The 16,647-nt window shown below is 40.2% G+C and carries 10 protein-coding genes and 1 other RNA gene; 5 read left to right on the plus strand and 6 right to left on the minus strand.

The window, feature by feature from the left end; translation table 11 throughout:
• Nucleotides 1–322: 322 nt before the first annotated feature.
• Nucleotides 323–2,737 carry an alpha-ketoacid dehydrogenase subunit alpha/beta gene (locus tag NY014_RS01420; RefSeq protein ID WP_259412745.1) on the plus strand — a complete coding sequence of 805 codons (2,415 nt, stop codon included), beginning with the start codon at nt 323–325 and terminating at the stop codon, nt 2,735–2,737.
• A gap of 132 nt (nt 2,738–2,869) precedes the next feature.
• Here the strand turns inward: NY014_RS01420 and NY014_RS01425 are convergent, their stop codons facing one another.
• Nucleotides 2,870–3,547: a hypothetical protein gene (locus tag NY014_RS01425; RefSeq protein ID WP_259412746.1), complete on the minus strand. Its 678-nt coding sequence runs from the start codon at nt 3,545–3,547 to the stop codon at nt 2,870–2,872.
• A gap of 62 nt (nt 3,548–3,609) precedes the next feature.
• Between NY014_RS01425 and NY014_RS01430 the strand changes: the two genes are divergently transcribed.
• The gene (locus NY014_RS01430) at nt 3,610–4,605 is read left to right on the plus strand and encodes a LuxE/PaaK family acyltransferase (protein ID WP_259412747.1); all 996 of its coding nucleotides are present in this window, start codon (nt 3,610–3,612) and stop codon (nt 4,603–4,605) included.
• A 185-nt stretch (nt 4,606–4,790) separates the two neighbouring features.
• On the opposite strand, the gene NY014_RS01435 is transcribed toward NY014_RS01430, so the two are convergent.
• Nucleotides 4,791–5,948 (minus strand): sigma-54-dependent transcriptional regulator, encoded by a 1,158-nt coding sequence (locus NY014_RS01435; RefSeq protein WP_259412748.1) that lies wholly within the window; start codon nt 5,946–5,948, stop codon nt 4,791–4,793.
• A gap of 17 nt (nt 5,949–5,965) precedes the next feature.
• An RNA gene (gene rnpB / locus NY014_RS01440) (RNase P RNA component class A) lies at nt 5,966–6,381 on the minus strand.
• A gap of 346 nt (nt 6,382–6,727) precedes the next feature.
• Between rnpB and NY014_RS01445 the strand changes: the two genes are divergently transcribed.
• On the plus strand, nt 6,728–7,294 hold the full coding sequence (locus NY014_RS01445) for a DUF3109 family protein (RefSeq protein WP_259412749.1): 567 nt from the start codon (nt 6,728–6,730) through the stop codon (nt 7,292–7,294).
• A gap of 82 nt (nt 7,295–7,376) precedes the next feature.
• Here the strand turns inward: NY014_RS01445 and NY014_RS01450 are convergent, their stop codons facing one another.
• Entirely contained in the window at nt 7,377–8,522 is a 1,146-nt protein-coding gene (locus NY014_RS01450; RefSeq protein ID WP_259412750.1) for an acyltransferase family protein, read from the minus strand.
• A 101-nt stretch (nt 8,523–8,623) separates the two neighbouring features.
• On the opposite strand from NY014_RS01450, the gene NY014_RS01455 reads away from it, so the two are divergent.
• Nucleotides 8,624–9,508, plus strand: coding sequence for a PPK2 family polyphosphate kinase (locus NY014_RS01455; protein WP_259412751.1), 885 nt, complete (start codon nt 8,624–8,626; stop codon nt 9,506–9,508).
• Nucleotides 9,509–9,596: 88 nt separating this feature from the next.
• The gene (locus NY014_RS01460; RefSeq protein WP_259412752.1) at nt 9,597–11,000 is read left to right on the plus strand and encodes a S8 family peptidase; all 1,404 of its coding nucleotides are present in this window, start codon (nt 9,597–9,599) and stop codon (nt 10,998–11,000) included.
• Between the two features lie 87 nt (nt 11,001–11,087).
• Here the strand turns inward: NY014_RS01460 and NY014_RS01465 are convergent, their stop codons facing one another.
• Nucleotides 11,088–13,298: an adenylate/guanylate cyclase domain-containing protein gene (locus NY014_RS01465; protein WP_259412753.1), complete on the minus strand. Its 2,211-nt coding sequence runs from the start codon at nt 13,296–13,298 to the stop codon at nt 11,088–11,090.
• Nucleotides 13,299–13,472: 174 nt separating this feature from the next.
• Complete coding sequence (locus NY014_RS01470; protein WP_259412754.1) at nt 13,473–16,436, minus strand: DNA polymerase III subunit alpha; 2,964 nt, start codon at nt 16,434–16,436, stop codon at nt 13,473–13,475.
• Nucleotides 16,437–16,647: the final 211 nt, after the last annotated feature.

Consider the following 16,647-nt stretch of genomic DNA (forward strand, 5'->3'; position numbering starts at 1 on the left):
AAAAATCAGAATAATATTTCTCTGGCAAGGAATTACTTGTATAATATTTCAAAATATAAATTTTAAAAGGTAAAAATTCTGAGAATTATTTTTGGGAAAAGCGCTGATAGACAGAATAATACAGAGGTTTTATTGTCGGATTTTTCTTATATAAAAATGAAATAAGCAGAATTTTATTCTGAAATAGCTTTTATAAACATTGTAATTCAAAATTTTTGATTGAATTTATATTATCTGGATATTTGCAAAATAGATGCTTTTGGTTATTTTTGATTTCGGAGAAATTCCATCAAAACCCAAAATAACTTTAGAATAGATTCGAATGGCAATAGTAGAGAAAAGCGCGAAGAAAGTACAGGACTCCCAAGCTGATCGAGAAGCAGTATTGAATGATTTCCGAATTGCCCTATTGAGTAGGCATGCTTCCTTGATGGGTAGAAAGGAAGTTTTCATGGGGAAGGCCAAGTTTGGAATTTTTGGAGACGGAAAGGAATTGGCTCAAATCGCCATGGCAAGAGCCTTTAAGAAAGGTGATTTCCGGTCCGGTTACTACCGAGATCAGACTTTTATGCTTGCTTTAGGTGAATTGACTGTTCAGCAGTACTTCGCTCAACTTTATGCGCATACTAATGTGGAAGCCGAGCCTGCAAGTGCAGGTCGCTTGATGAATGGGCACTTTGCAACCCGTTCGCTAAATGAAGATGGTTCCTGGAAATCTTTGACAGATCGCTATAATTCTGCTGCTGATATTTCTCCGACAGCAGCTCAAATGCCGAAGCTTCTCGGACTTGCCTTTGCTTCTAAGCTCTACAGACAAAATAAGGATCTCAAGAAGTTTAAAGACTTTTCAATCAATGGAAATGAAGTTGCCTGGGGCACAATAGGAAATGCCTCAACTTCAGAGGGGATGTTTTTTGAATCCATCAATGCAGCAGGAGTACTACAGGTTCCAATGGTCACTGCCATTTGGGATGATGGTTTTGGTATATCTGTGCCACAAGAATTCCACACTACAAAAGGGAGTATTTCAGAGGTTTTAGCTGGGTTTCAGCGAACTGAAGAAAAACCCGGTTTTGAAATCATTAAAGTGAAAGGCTGGGATTATGAAGGCCTTTTCAATGCATTTGCGAAAGCTGGTGAGATTGCCAGAAAAGAACATGTTCCAGTTTTAATCCATGTGGAGGAGATGACTCAGCCACAGGGTCACAGTACTTCCGGTTCGCACGAACGATACAAATCTAAGGAGCGTCTGGATTGGGAGAAAGAATGGGATTGTATTAAAAAATTCAGAGAATATATCCTTTCTAGAGATTTGGCTTCAGCTGATGAACTGGATAGAATAGATGCGGAAGCGAAAGCTCAGGTCAAAAAAGAAAAAGAAGCTGCCTGGTCTGCATTCATGGGTGAAATCAAAGAGGAATTGTCAGAGGCAGTTGCTTTGATCCGTGAAGCAGCTAAGGATAGCAATCGAAAAGTAGTTTTGGACCAATTGGCTCAGGACCTTTCAAAAACCATCAATCCAATTCGGAAGGATGTGATTTCTACCGTACGAAAGGCTTTGTTCAATTTACGATTTGATCAGAGTGAAGGAAAAACAAAGCTTCACAACTGGTACGAGCAGCAGCAGGAAAAGAACTTGGAGCGCTACAGTAGTCACTTGTATTCTGAGTCTGCTTGGTCAGCTCTTCAGGTACAGGAAGTTTCTCCGGTTTATTCAGAAAATACAGCACTTGTCGATGGAAGAGAGGTTTTACAAGCTTTCTTCGATTACAAATTAGGGCAAGATCCACGATTCTTTGCTTTCGGTGAGGATGTTGGAAAAATTGGAGATGTAAATCAGGCTTTCGCCGGTTTGCAGGCAAAATATGGTGAGCTTAGAGTGTCAGATACCAGTATTCGTGAATGTACTATAATTGGTCAGGGTATTGGTACTGCTTTGCGAGGCTTACGTCCGATTGCCGAAATTCAATACTTGGATTATTTGCTTTATGGTCTTCAGATGCTTTCTGATGACTTAGCTTCTTTACAATATCGTACTAAAGGTGGTCAGAAAGCCCCATTAATCGTTCGTACTCGAGGCCATCGATTGGAAGGAGTATGGCATGCCGGTTCTCCAATGGGAATGATTCTTTCAACGCTTCGTGGGATGCTTGTTTGCGTTCCTCGCGATATGACCCAAGCCGCAGGAATGTATAACACTTTACTTCAATCTGATGATCCTGCAATTGTGATAGAATGTCTAAATGGATACCGGTTGAAGGAGAGACTTCCTGAAAATATGGGAGAATACACCGTGCCGATGGGTAAGCCTGAAGTTCTTCGCGAAGGAAAAGATGTGACTGTGGTAACCTATGGTTCTATGTGTAGAATTGTGATGGAGGCTGCAGAAGAACTTTCTTCTATGGGTATTGAATTGGAGGTGATCGATGTTCAGACTTTGATTCCATTTGATCGATTTGGTGTGATCGGAGAGTCTGTGAAGAAGACCAATCGGGTACTTTTTGCTGATGAGGATGTTCCTGGAGGAGCATCTGCTTATATGCTACAGCAATCGATAGAAGGTCAGCAACTGTTTAAATTCTTGGATTCCGAACCTCAAACTTTAGCAGCAAAAGCGCATAGACCGGCTTATTCTTCAGATGGTGATTATTTCTCCAAGCCAAGTGCGGATGATGTTGTTGAAAAAGTTTACAACTTGATGCATGAGGTAAATCCGAAGAAATTCCCAAGACTTTAATAAAAAGAATAAGGAGACTTTCTTATTAATGACTTATGTCAGCTTGAGCGAAGTAGAAACATTTCTAAATCAATTAGAAAAGAATTTGACTTCGCTCAGTCTGATACAACTATTTTAAGACAGTCTCCTTTTTTATGGTGTGTTTCTAGTGATTTGTCTAAGTGTTACAGCGTCACTGGAAACTTCATTGCTTCGATTTAATTGCCTGTCCTGAATTTGGATGTCAATTCTGATGGTGTCATTTCTGAAAATGGACTCCCAACCTGAAGACAACATAGCATATTTGATATTTCCCTCTACTGCCTGACCTTCATCGCTGTTTAAAATTCTCGGAAAGCGGCCATTGAAGGTGGTGTAAAAAGGAGGATCTTCCCATCGGAATTCAGTAAACTGACCATTTCTTTTGATGAAGAATTTTACAAAAATATTGTACTGATTGGGGTTCTGCTTTACCCAAATCGTGTCTTTTACCACCTGATTGTTGATAATTGGATCAATCACCCAGTCGATAGGATTGTAGTTAGGGGCTTCTGGCGGGCGAGTGGAATAAGTGATTAAATTTCCTGCAACATTTCGCTGATATTCCAGTGCATTAAAGGGCGGATTAATATCCGTAGAAGAAAGTCCCAAATCTCCCTCGGCGTCCTGAAAGTCAATCCCAATAATCAAAGAGTCTGGACCCGAAGTGGGAACGTACTCCAAAGATTCAAATGTTATTGACGGAGTGGATGGGAAATTTTCAGGTGGGTTGACACAGCTACTTACCAAAAGAATGGAAAAGAATATACCTGAAAGTCTGTTGAAACGCATGTGGCGAATTAATTTAGTAGCGGAATAGTTTTCCTATCCGATTTGATGCAAATTATAAAACGATGCAGGATTTTAAAAGTTTTTCGGAAAAGCTAACAGATTTGAAGGAATCTGATTTTGAAAAATTGGCTTTGGAACTTTTTCACTTTCAGGCCAAGGCGAATCCTGTTTATAAGAGCTATTTGGAAGCACGTCAAATTCAGCCTGAAAAAATCACATTATTATCTGATATTCCATTTATTCCCATTCGTTTTTTTAAAGAGTTTCCAGTTGTTTGTGCTCCTTTGGAAAGCTTTGAAGGGGAGTTTACCAGTTCGGGAACAACCGGCATGATAAGCAGTCGACATTATTTCTGGTCAAAGGATTGGTATTTAAAGCATGCATTACAATTATTCGAAAAGGAATATGGCGCTATAAAAAACTTCCATGTGCTAGCTCTTTTGCCAGCTTATTTGGAGCGGCAAGGAAGTAGCTTAGTGGCTATGGCTGATCATTTCATTCAGCAATCAGAATCTCCTCATTCAGGATTTTATTTATACAATCAGGATGAGCTTCTCAAAAAGCTTGATGAGTTGAGGGGAGATAGAAAACAGGTTCTTTTGCTTGGTGTAACATTCGCATTGCTTGATTTGGCTGAGTCTGGTAAGAGCTTTTCACCAATGAAAAATCTTCTTGTTATGGAAACGGGAGGAATGAAGGGGAGAAGAAAGGAAATGATCCGGGAGGAGGTTCATGATATTTTAAAATCTTTTTTCCAGGTCTCAACTATCCATTCTGAATATGGAATGACTGAATTGATGTCTCAAGCATATTCCAAAGGTCAAGGGATTTATACGCTTCCTTCTTGTATGCGCGTTATGATTCGGGATATCAATGATCCTTTCAGCTGGTCAACTCGATCACAAGGTGGAATTAATGTAATTGATTTAGCAAATTTTCATTCTTGCGCATTTATTGAGACGCAGGATTTGGGAAGGATTAATGAAAAAGGAGAGTTGGAAGTCTTGGGTCGAATAGATAATTCTGAAATCCGCGGGTGTAATTTATTGGTGCAGTAATTGTTAGAATACAATTAATTAGACATATTTGATTTTAAAACTATAGAATACATGAAAAAATTAGCCACGATTGCCTTGTTGATTGGAGTTCTTGCATTGGGAGCTTGCGCTTCCAGTAAGCCATGTCCAGCATACGCAAAAGGAGACACCGTTGAGAGATCAAATGGATAAAAAAATGCTGACTTTTAGTAGTCAGCATATTTTTTAATGTCATTCAGACTGATAGGTTCTTCACCGAGTATCACTAGTCTTTCCACTACATTTCGTAATTCTCGAATATTTCCTGTCCAAGGATATTCTTGGAGTTTTTTGAGTGCTTCGGAACTGATGTTTCGTTTGGCTTCCCCGCTTTCCTGTGCAATATCCTGAAGGAATTTTTCCACCAAAAGAGGAATATCGTCGATCCGATCTTTCAAGGCTGGAACTTGGATGACAATCACACTCAATCGGTGATAAAGGTCTTCCCGGAAATTCCCTTCTTCGATTTCTTTTTTCAAATCCTTGTTGGTAGCTGCCAGTACGCGCACATCAACTTTTATGTCTTTATCGCTTCCGACGCGATTAATCAGGTTTTCCTGCAAAGCCCGAAGAACTTTGGATTGAGCTGAAAGCGACATATCCCCAATCTCATCCAGGAAAAGTGTTCCTCCTTGTGCCTGTTCAAATTTCCCGGCTCTTTGTTTATGAGCTGAGGTGAAAGCCCCTTTTTCATGTCCAAAGAGTTCTGATTCGATCAATTCGGATGGAATTGCTGCACAATTGACTGCGACAAAAGGCTGAGTGGCACGATTACTCTTTTGATGAATCCAATGAGCTACCAATTCCTTTCCTGTTCCATTAGGACCTGTAATCAAGACCCGGGCTTCTGTTGGAGCTACTTTTTCAATGGTTTCTTTGACCTGGATGATTGCTTTAGATTCACCCACCATGTCAAATTTCTTGGAGAGTTTTTTCTTTAAAACCTTGGTTTCTGTTACGAGATTCTTTTTCTCCAGTGCATTCCTAACAGTCAATAAAAGCCTGTTAAGATCCGGCGGTTTTGGAATGAAATCGAAGGCACCTTTTTTAGTAGCTTCAACTGCAGTTTCAATGCTTCCATGAGCCGAAATCATGATAAACTGGGGAGATTTTCCTAGTTCTTTAGCATGAGTAAGAACTTCGATGCCATCCATTTTGGGCATTTTGACATCACAAAGGACTAGATCAAAATCCTCATTCTTAATTTTTTCGAGTCCGGCTTCACCATCGCTGGCTTCCGATACCTCAAAATTTTCATATTCTAGAATTTCCCGAAGAGTGGCTCTGATGACTTTCTCGTCATCAATGATCAAGATTTTTGACATAAAGACTAAGATAGAAAGAAATGTGCAAGTCTGTAAGCCGGGTTCTGTCATCTTCATCCCAAATGGGAGAGATGGTCTGTCATTTATCTAGCCCTGACTTCACAGTCAAGGTCTATCGATCTACCCACCCCGGAATTCTGCCGAAACAGAAATCGAACGAGCAGCTCTTTGCCCGAGGCCTATTTGATCTTTCAACCCATAAGGTTTACCCTGCCCTCAATGTCACCACGGAGGCGGTGGGCTCTTACTCCACCTTTTCACCCTTATCCCGATAGCTATCGAGACGGTATATTTTCTGTGGCACTATCTGTAAACTGATCGTCACCAATCAGTCCCCTTCCCGTTAGGAAGTATGGCGCTCTATGTTGCCCGGACTTTCCTCCTTTCAATCCCGAAAGAATCGAGAAAGAACGGCGACAGACCGACTTGCACAGTGCAAATAACGTGAAATTTTATCATTTGATTCCTGTTAAAAAACCTTTTCAAAATCATGGGTTTTAGGTGGTATGGCCGTGTTTTTGGATTCTTCAGTTTGGTGATTATTTCTTTTTGAAAAAAAATATAAAAAAATCAAAGCATCTGAAAACCTTTTGTCTTAAGTGATGTTTCTATTTCCAAAGGCTAAAAATAGCTTTTCTTCATAGTGCTGGGTTGAGCCGCTCCTGACAAGGAGCGGTTCTTTTTTTATCCAATGCCAAACGATTCAAAGCTCTTTTGATAATTCTGATCAATAAGCTTTCCTTGAAGAATAATTACCTTTGTAGAAATAAAAAAATGAAATGATTCTAGTAGGGAATGCCGTCTTGTCGGATGATATAAAAGAGAATTTTTTTGTCTGTGATTTGGAAGCTTGTAAGGGGGCTTGCTGTGTTGAAGGCGATGCCGGTGCTCCTCTTGAAGAAGAAGAAACAAAGATTCTGGAGGAAATTTATCCTAAAGTCAAAGAATACTTATCTCCTGAAGGAATTGAGATTATTGAAAAGCAGGGAACTTGGGTGATCGATAAAGATGGGGATAAGGGTACGCCCACAATCGGGGACAATCGGGAATGTGCCTATGCAATCTATGATGAACGAGGAATTCTGAAATGCGGAATAGAGCAAGCTTATTTACAAGGTAAAACTGATTTCAAAAAACCTATTTCCTGTCATCTTTATCCCATTCGAATTACAAAATATGGTGATTTTGATGCGGTTAACTATGATCGATGGCATATTTGCGATCCTGCCTGTCAATTGGGTCAAAGTCTTCAAGTTCCGCTTTATAAATTTTTGAAAGATGCGCTGGTTCGTAAATACGGAGAGGACTGGTACGAGGAACTGCTTAGAGAAATCGAAGGAGCTTGAAATAAAAAAATCCAATGAATTCATTTCTATATAAGAATTCATTGGATTTCTATTTAGAGAGAAAATTCTAATTCTTTCCCTTTTAAACCTTGATATAAATCTTCTTTTTATCCATCCAAAGGCCTATCAACCAAATCAATAACATGTAGGAGATAGCAAAAAGGAAGGAAGCATTTTTAGGGCCAAGCCAACTAGTAAAGGCTTTAGCATAGATAAATCCTTTGAGTGAAGTGTCTCCAACAGGAATCATGGAGAATATTGAAATCACGATGCCAGAACATACATAAAGAATCAGTGGATTTCTTCCGAATACTTGGAAGAAGTATGTCCAAGAAACCGAGTTTTTAACCTCAATTAGGAAAACTAAGGCGGCTAAAAGTATCAAATCCCAACCCACTGTTAAGATTACATAAGAGCTAGTCCAGATTTTCTTATTGATTGGAAAGCCAAGATCCCAAAGATAACTTAATGCTATCATCACGATACCTGAAATAAGCAAAGTCCGTACAGTGGAAAGGTTATTTCCTCTTTTTTGGATCATTTTTCCTACAATAAAACCTGCTAATACATTGACTATAGAAGTCAATGTGCTCAGGATTCCTTCTGGATCAAATGGGATTCCTTCACCCATATACATTCTGTCTTCACCAACAAGAAGTAGATCGAGTTTAATCGCTGCATTACCAGTGAGACCATAAGGATCGCCAGAATCTCCAAAGAAATACATGATAGGCCAGTAAAGGAGTAAGGCACCTACTGAAAAAATCCAACCAGTTCTAACTCCACCATAATACAAGATTAATGCAGCGAAGAAGTATGATAGGGCAATTCGCTGCAATACTCCAAATAATCTTACTTCAGTGATATTGATAAATGTGATGGCGCCTGATTCTGTGTATTCGTAAAAAGGAAAGGCGTTGAGCAACCACCCAATCACGAAAATTAAAACAGCTCTTTTTCCAACTTTTCTAAAAAAAGCTCCTTTAGACATTTCGGAAAGCTTTTTCATGGAGAAGCTCATAGCATTTCCAACCACGAAAAGGAAAGTAGGAAATACTAAGTCGGTAGGAGTGAAGCCATGCCAGTCGGCATGAGCTAGAGGGCCATATAAATTGGACCAACTACCAGGAGTGTTTACAATGACCATGAACGCGATGGTCATACCTCGAAGGACGTCCAGGGCTAGGTAGCGTTGCCCAAGTCCCGATCGAATAGGGATTTCAGTCATGATGGTTTATTGTTCTTTAGGTTAGGTGATTTTGATCTCAAGTTAAAATATTATCTTGTTTTTCATTTCTATCTGAACTTTTGTTTTAAAAATACTGAAGTATGAAAAATATTTCCCCTGAAAATTTCCTCGCCAAACACCCTTTTAAACTGGATGATTATCCAACTCTGATTGATATCAAAATGTCAGATGAGAAGAAAAAGAAGATGCTTAATAAGTACAGGGAAGAATTGAGTAAGCATCAAGATACGCAGTATGCCCAGGGGAAATATGGAGTTTTGGTTTGTTTGCAAGGGATGGATACGGCTGGGAAGGATAGTTTGATTCGGGAGGTTTTTCAGGAGTTTAATCCACGAGGTGTAGTGGTACATAGTTTTAAAACACCCACTCCTTTAGAATTAAAACATGATTATTTGTGGCGGCATTATAATGCACTTCCAGAGCGAGGAAAATACTCTGTTTTTAATCGAACTCATTATGAAAATGTCTTGGTGACAAGGGTTCATCCCGAATACATTCTCAATGAAAATATTCCAGGAATTAACCAAATGGAAGATATAACGGAGGAGTTTTGGCAAAAGAGATTCGAGCAAATCCGGAATTTTGAATCCCATGTGGCAGCAAATGGAACAGTGATTTTTAAGTTTTTCCTTCATCTAAGTAAAGAAGAACAGCGAAAGCGTTTGTTGAGAAGGCTGGAAAATGAAAAACATAACTGGAAGTTTTCTCCTGGAGATTTAAAAGAGCGCTCTCTTTGGGAAAAATATCAGGAATGTTATCAGGAAGCAATTGCCGAAACTTCCGCTCCCCATGCACCATGGTACGTGATCCCAGCAGACGACAAGGATACCGCTCGTGTGATTGTAGCCAAGATTATCCATGATAAAATGACTTCAATGAAGGACATTGAAGTTCCGACACTTGAACCTGATATTTTGGCGAAATTGGACTACTACAAGAAAATGCTTACCAAAGAGCACGAATAAGAATTATAGGATTATTCAATGTTTATTTTACTGATTTTTATAAATTGAGGCTAATTGATTGATTTTTAATTCGTTGAGTTTTGCTGTTATGAAAAATTTACTCCTTCCTTTTTTACTTGTTTTTCTATTTGTTAAATGCTCCTGCAATCCAGACGGGGAACCAATAGTTGACCCAACAGTGCCAGAGCTAGAAGAGCTGGAAATTACCTTTAAGGATGTAAATGAATTTAAACCCTTGAAGCAGCTTCAGGAGTGTCAGGATTTTCAATCTGGAGCATGTAAAGGAGCTATTCAACAATTAAAGGCAAAGGTGGCTAATGAGCTGAAGAAAGAATTTTCTTTAAATATCGATCGAGATTCACTATTCATAAAAATGTCCTCGGGACAAGTCTCTGTTCTAGTCACGGATTTAGATCAAGCAACGAAGAAATCCATCATGGTTAAAGTTAATCAAAAGCCTGATAAATATGCAGCTCAAAATTCAATCGATATTCAGGGTAGGAGGCCTATGATGCAGTCCGCCTTTATTGAGCAAGGAAGAAGGCCTATGATGCAAGAGCAGCTACGCTATGATTCAAATGAAGGAACAAGCAAATTTATCCAACTCATACGCTCTGGAGAATCAACTTATCCAAATAAGGATACCAAAGTTTGGATAGTAGATACTGGGATTGATGTCAATCATCCTGATATAGCTTCTGTAGATGCTTCCCTCAGTAAGTCATTTGCGAAAAAGAATTCTGATCCTCTTACTGATGAATCAGGGCATGGAACATTTATAGCGGGTATCATTGGAGCAAGTAGCTCCGAAACCCCTGTTAATTATCATATGAATGGAGTGTATCCTGGAGCAAAAATGGTTTCTGTGAAGGTTTTTGATCAACAGCCAGGTCCAAACAAGTTTGCAAAAATTAAAGATGTCAAGACTACAGATAAGCGAGTAGAAATGGCCTTGGATTATATTTTAGTTAATGGAGTTGCTGGCGACATTGTCAATCTGAGTTTAGGAAAACCTGTAAGTGGGCCAAATTTGTGTAATTCCGGAAAATTAAATCAGGCCATAAAGGATTTGGTGGACGCAGGAATTTCTGTGGTTATGTCTGCAGGAAATGATGCAGAAGCATCTGAGGAAAATTTCCCAGGTTGTATAAATTATTCCAACAGCAATGGAGCTAGAACCTACACCATAGGATCAGTTCAAGGGGGAATTTCAGGCCAACCTTATCTCTACTCCTTCTTTTCAAATTATGATAATAGCGAAACGGATCGGATTATTGATTTTGTAGAACCAGGTGAATATATCTTTACTACTGCTCCTTTGGATGGGGGATCAGAGGCGATGTATACCTTGGTTTCAGGAACTTCATTCTCAGCAGCAATTTTCTCCGGTATTTTATATCACAATACAGGGGTTGATACACTGGGTAATGTAAAAAGAGGAGCTGCACCTGGAGATCCAGATCCAGATTATACAATTGGTAAAGTCAACTAACCAACAGGTCTAAAATCCGGAATACCTTCTTTGAAGACAGTTTTTATTATTTAGGCCAACTCCAAAAAATGGAAAGTTATGGAGTACCTACCTGTTTCTTTCCAGGTCGCTAGATTGGAGTTCTTGATTGGCTTGGATTCTTTCCTGTTGGATTTTCTCCAGAATGGAAATGATTTTTGGTTCCTTTAGATAATTTTTAAAAATCGGATTGTTGATGATGTAAAAATCATCTCTCAAGCCTTTTGCCTCAGCGATAAAAAGGTAATTGATGGCTTGCATGCGATTACCTTCAATTGCCTCTAATTGAGCTAAATCTAGATAAAGGTTGAAATCATCACCGAATTGCTCCATGGCACTTATCCGGACAGAATTAGCTTGGTTCCAAAGCTTTTTGGCCTCTTGAGTTTTATTTTCGTTTTTGTAAATGTAGGTCAAAAGAATAGGGGCCGTGAAATACTCATCTTGTTCAAAATCAGGAGTTTTTTCTATGCTCTTAATTAAAAACTCTTCAGCCTTATTCCAATCTCCAGCAAAGAAAGCAATCGTACCTGCAGTTGAATATTCTATTGCAGTGGTATCATCTTTTTCGATGAATAGAGAGTCGATGAAATACAAGGCCTGAGATAGGTTCCCGTTTTCAATTTCCATAAAGGCTTTCTGTTCTAAGGTAACAGGGTCTTTTTGAAGGGAAAAAGAGCGATCAAACCATTCATTAGCTTCCTCGAATTGATCTAATTCCCGATAAATCCAACCACAAATCTGATAAGGGATGAAATTGGTTGGGTTAAGGGAAACAGATTTTTTTTGAAGTTTTAGTGCTTCTGTTAAGTTACCTGAGACAAAGTAAACGGTAGCCAAATTCCCGATAGCCGAACTAAGGTTAGGATTAAGCACAAGTGCTTTTTCAAATGAAATCTTGGCGTATTCGTTCTGTCCGCGGTAATAATAGACATTGCCTTGGGACTTAAAACCTTCCGCTAAATATGGGTCGATAGCCAAAGCTTTAGCACTCATTTCCAAGCTTGAATCCTGCCATTGGTCGCCTTCCCCGAAGTAGTTTAATTGTGCGTAGCAATCGGCCAAGCTAGCATAGGCTAAAGCATAATTTGGGTCTTCTTTGAGTGCAGCCTTAAAGTATTCGATCGCTTCTAATACGGATTCCTTATCGTAGTTGGAATATAATTCCCGCCCTTTCAAGTGAAGTTCGTAAGCTTCAAAACTGCTAGTTTGTGTTTTGGAAAGTTGGCTAAGCTCTTCAGAGCTTAGGCTACTATTCAATACCCGAGCAATTTCTGTTGCAATATCTTCTTGTACTTTGAAAATTTCTGTTGCTTCCCGGTTATACGTTTCAGCCCATAAATTTTTGTTTTCCTCTGGGTCAATCAGCTGTACATTGATTTGGATTTTATCACCCATCCATTGCACACTACCTTTTAAAATTGTACTTACATCCAAGACCTTAGCAATGGAGTCAAGTGGAGCATTTGAATTTTTGAACTCCTGAACAGCATCCTCACTGATTACCTTGATACTTCCAATCTTTGATACTTGACTGATCACATCCTCTGTCAATCCTTCTGAAAAAAATTCTTGATCCGGATTCTCGGAACTGTTGACAAAAGGTAAAATGGCTACCGATTTTTCCTTTTCCCAGATGGCTTCGTTCCAAAAAACCGAATAAATCAGATACATAAGAACAAAGGCCGTAACTCCTAAAACCGCCCAAAATTTCCATGGGCTTTTTTCTTGATATTGGATATTTTTGATGATCTCTGTTCGCTTTGGAACAGCTAATGGAGGATTGGTTACAGCAAATAATTCAACCGGATGATCAACATTTTTCAGGCGAAAGGGACCTAATCGGCTAGTATGGAATTGTGAGTTGTCAGGAATTAAATCCTTTACCTGCTCAGAAATGAGCAAGCAGTTGGGAACTCCGATTCCTTGTATTCTAGATGTAAGGTTTACGGCATCCCCAAATACATCCCCTTTGTCGAAAATAATGTCTCCGATATGAAGTCCAATTCGAATGGATATGTCCGGAATGAGACTTTGCTGACGCTGAATTTCCAAACTTGCTGAAAGGGCATCAGGAACCGTCTCGAATACCGCTAAAATCCCATCTCCAAGTTCTTTGATGATTCTGCCTCGATAGTTGGATAGGACTTCCTGATGAATTTGTAGGTTTTGGCGCATCAGCGCGAATGCTCTATCCTCATCCTTGCCCATTAGTCGGGTGTAGCCGACAATGTCTGAAAAAAATACAACGGATTGCTTTCTACTATAATCTAGGCTCATTCTACAGGCTATGGATGGAGCAATAATCTTTAAAGATATGGGCTTTTGGGTTTTTCAAAAATTAGCCTTTGCTTTTTTGTCTTTTGCAAGCCTAATTGACTCGCGCAGAATAATCCAATTTACCTTAATTTTTTACAATGAGTATAATAGTGAAGGTAAATTTAAGTGGACGCCCTAGTTGTCTCCCGCATTCCAATAAGCCATTCGTTCCAGTCGATTTACTTCGATGGAATAGAAACCGAACTCTTCGACGACTTTTCCCTCAATTCGGTAGATTGCCCGGCCCTTGAAAGGATATTTTTTCACTACAGGCGGAAAGTGTACCGTATCGATCCAGTCTCCATCACGATCCAGAAAGGTCCCGAAGTTCATAACTTCACCTTTGACAGTGCGGGTGTATTTTACAGTCACCAAATAGCCCAGAATTAGGACTTGTTTACCCAGATATTGGGCTAATTCTCGTGCTTTGATTCCTTGTATGTTTTGATCTTTGACGAGGTGAAAAGGTGAGTCTAGTGGAAACTCCAAAATATCAATCTGGTCGAGAATATCTTGTCTGATATCTGTTTCGTCTAAATCTGGAACTTGTGGAGGTTTTTTGCCGAAGGTGATTTCTCCCGTTCGAAATAGCTCATTCGTGTTGACGATTGATTTTCGCTTGTTTTGAAGAAAATGGGCTTCCCAAAGGAGTTCTTGTTTGGTTTTGCCCGTAAAACGAAAACAAGTCATTCGAATTAGAATCAGCAATTGCTCCAAACCAACTTCCACGCGGGCCACAAAGTCTGCCAAACCTAAAAAAGGGCCATTTGCACGACGTTCATTCAGGAGTTTTTCCACCGTCGCTTTTTCCAGATACTTCATGTGGATGAAGCCTAGAAAAACGGTCTTTCCGGTGATTCGGGTTAGGTATTCGCTTTCATTCAAGTGGGGAGCTTGAATATCCGCTCCATTCATTCGGAGCTCGTGTACGTAAAACTCGGTGTGATAAAAACCTCCAAAATTATTGATCACACCTACCATAAACTCAAGAGGAAAGTAGGCTTTGAGATACAGACTCTGATAGCTTTCCACGGCAAAGGAAGCTGAATGTCCTTTTGCAAAAGAGTAGCCAGCAAAGCTTTCGATCTGATGCCAAACCTCAGCAGCGACTTTGTCTTCTCGGCCAAGCTTTTTACAATTGGTGAAAAACTGATTTTTCACCCGCTGAAATTCGTCTTTAGAGCGTGACTTTCCGCTCATGCCTCGCCTTAGTACATCTGCTTCAGCCAGGCTCAAATCAGCAAAGTAGTGTGCCACTTTGATCACGTCTTCCTGATAAACCATGATGCCGTAGGTTTCGGGCATGATATCGGCCATGACAGGATGAGCCTGTTTTCTACGCTCGGGATTGATGTGGCGAAGAATATACTCCCGCATCATGCCTGAACGCGCCACTCCCGGGCGAATGATGGAGCTAGCTGCTACAAGTTCGAGGTAGGTATCTGCTTTCATCTTGGCCAATAGCATGCGCATAGCTGGCGATTCCACGTAGAAAGCGCCAATGGTATGGCCAGTTCGCAGATGCTCCTTGATTCTTGGATCTTTTTTGAATTTCTCTACCTCACGAATATCTATTTTCACCCCTTGGTTTTGGTAGATGATTTCGAGTGCTGACTTGATATGACCTAGTCCCCGCTGACTTAGGATGTCAAATTTGTGCAATCCAATATCCTCAGCTGTATGCATATCGATATGGGCCAGGGGGAAGCCCTTCGGTGGCATTTCTGTGGCTGTATAGTAATGAATGGATTTGTGAGAAATCAAGATTCCGCAGGCATGGATGGTTAAGTGGGAAGGCATATCATGTAGAACCTTTGAATATTTGATGATCAATTTTCCGAATTGATCAGGTTGGTAGCCTTCCTTGTCTGCATGGTGGATTAGGGATTCGATATCGGTTTTAGGAAGCCCAAAAACCTTTCCTAGTTCCCGAAGCATGGAATTGTACTGAAAGGTACTGTAAGAACCCAGTAGAGCGACGTGTTCTTCTTGTCCTTCGTTATATTTCCTAAAGATGTAATCCGTTACTTCGTCCCGATCCGTCCAACTGAAGTCTATGTCAAAATCAGGTGGGTTTTCCCGATAGAGATTGATGAATCGCTCGAAATAAAGATCCAGTTCTATGGGGTCTACATCCGTGATTCCCAAGCAATAGGCTACAATGCTATTGGCGCCGGATCCGCGCCCTACATGATAGAAATTGCGGTGCTGCGCAAAAGTCACGATATCATAATTGATCAGGAAGTAGGATACAAATCCCTTTTGCTGGATGAGTTCGAGCTCCTTGGTAATTCGTTCACTGATTTTTGGGCTGAGATCAGGATAGCGGCGAATAGCTCCTTTGAAGGTTTCCTGTCGCAAAAAATCAAAATCCTCCCAGTCCGAACCTAAGATATCTCGTTTGTTTTTGACGGCTTGGAAATAGAAGGAAAACTGGCATTGTTCGAGTAGTTTTTGCGCATTTACCAAAAGGTAGCTATGGCTTTCACAGCGGGGGATCAGATCTGCATAGGAGTAAAGCTGGTCAGTAGGATCGGCTTGTTCTTCGCTTGGAAGTTTGCTCAGTAGGGTATTCAGATCCATGCTTCGCAAAAGGCGATGTGCATTGAATTCTAACTTTGAAGTGAAAGTAGCTGGCTGGAGAAGTACGAGCTTTTCCTTTCTTCGAATCCAAGGAGAAGTTGCCAGACGATTAAGTTGCTTGGGATGTACCCCTATGTATTCATTTCGCCGGAGAGAGAAATACTTTTCCGAAAAAGGGTAGATGATAAAAGCATTTTCGAACGCTGGAGCTCGAGACTTAAACTCTCGTTTGTGGATCAGGTATTCGGATAGGTGTTTGTTGAGTTCAAAGAAGCCTTCCTGATTCCGAGCCAAGCCAATGTATTGTTGCTTTACACCGTTGCGGAAGTCAATCCCAATCACAGGGTGGATACCGGCTTTTTGGGCTTCTCGGATGAAAGGGAAAACACCTGCCGTGCAGTTGATATCTGTAAGTGCTAGGGCGTCGAGTTTTTTGCCTTTCGCCTCAGCGACCAGCGCTTCCACAGACATCGTCCCATATTTGAAGCTGAAGTGAGAATGGCAGTTTAAGAACATGGTGAAATACGGAGTACGAGATTCGAAATACGAGGTAGTAGAAGAATTACCCCTGTTCGCTTTCTCTTGATGCTTTTTCGGAGAATAGCCTCAAGGGTGAGAGCTAAATGTTAATTATTTAAACATTTTAATGTTTATAATTTAATCAAAAAGAATTCACTCAGGCAAAAATTGTGTTGACTTTTCAGGGAAATTGTCGAGGAATTTTTGA

The sequence above is a fragment of the Algoriphagus limi genome, assembly GCF_024919275.1.
GTDB lineage: Bacteria > Bacteroidota > Bacteroidia > Cytophagales > Cyclobacteriaceae > Algoriphagus > Algoriphagus limi.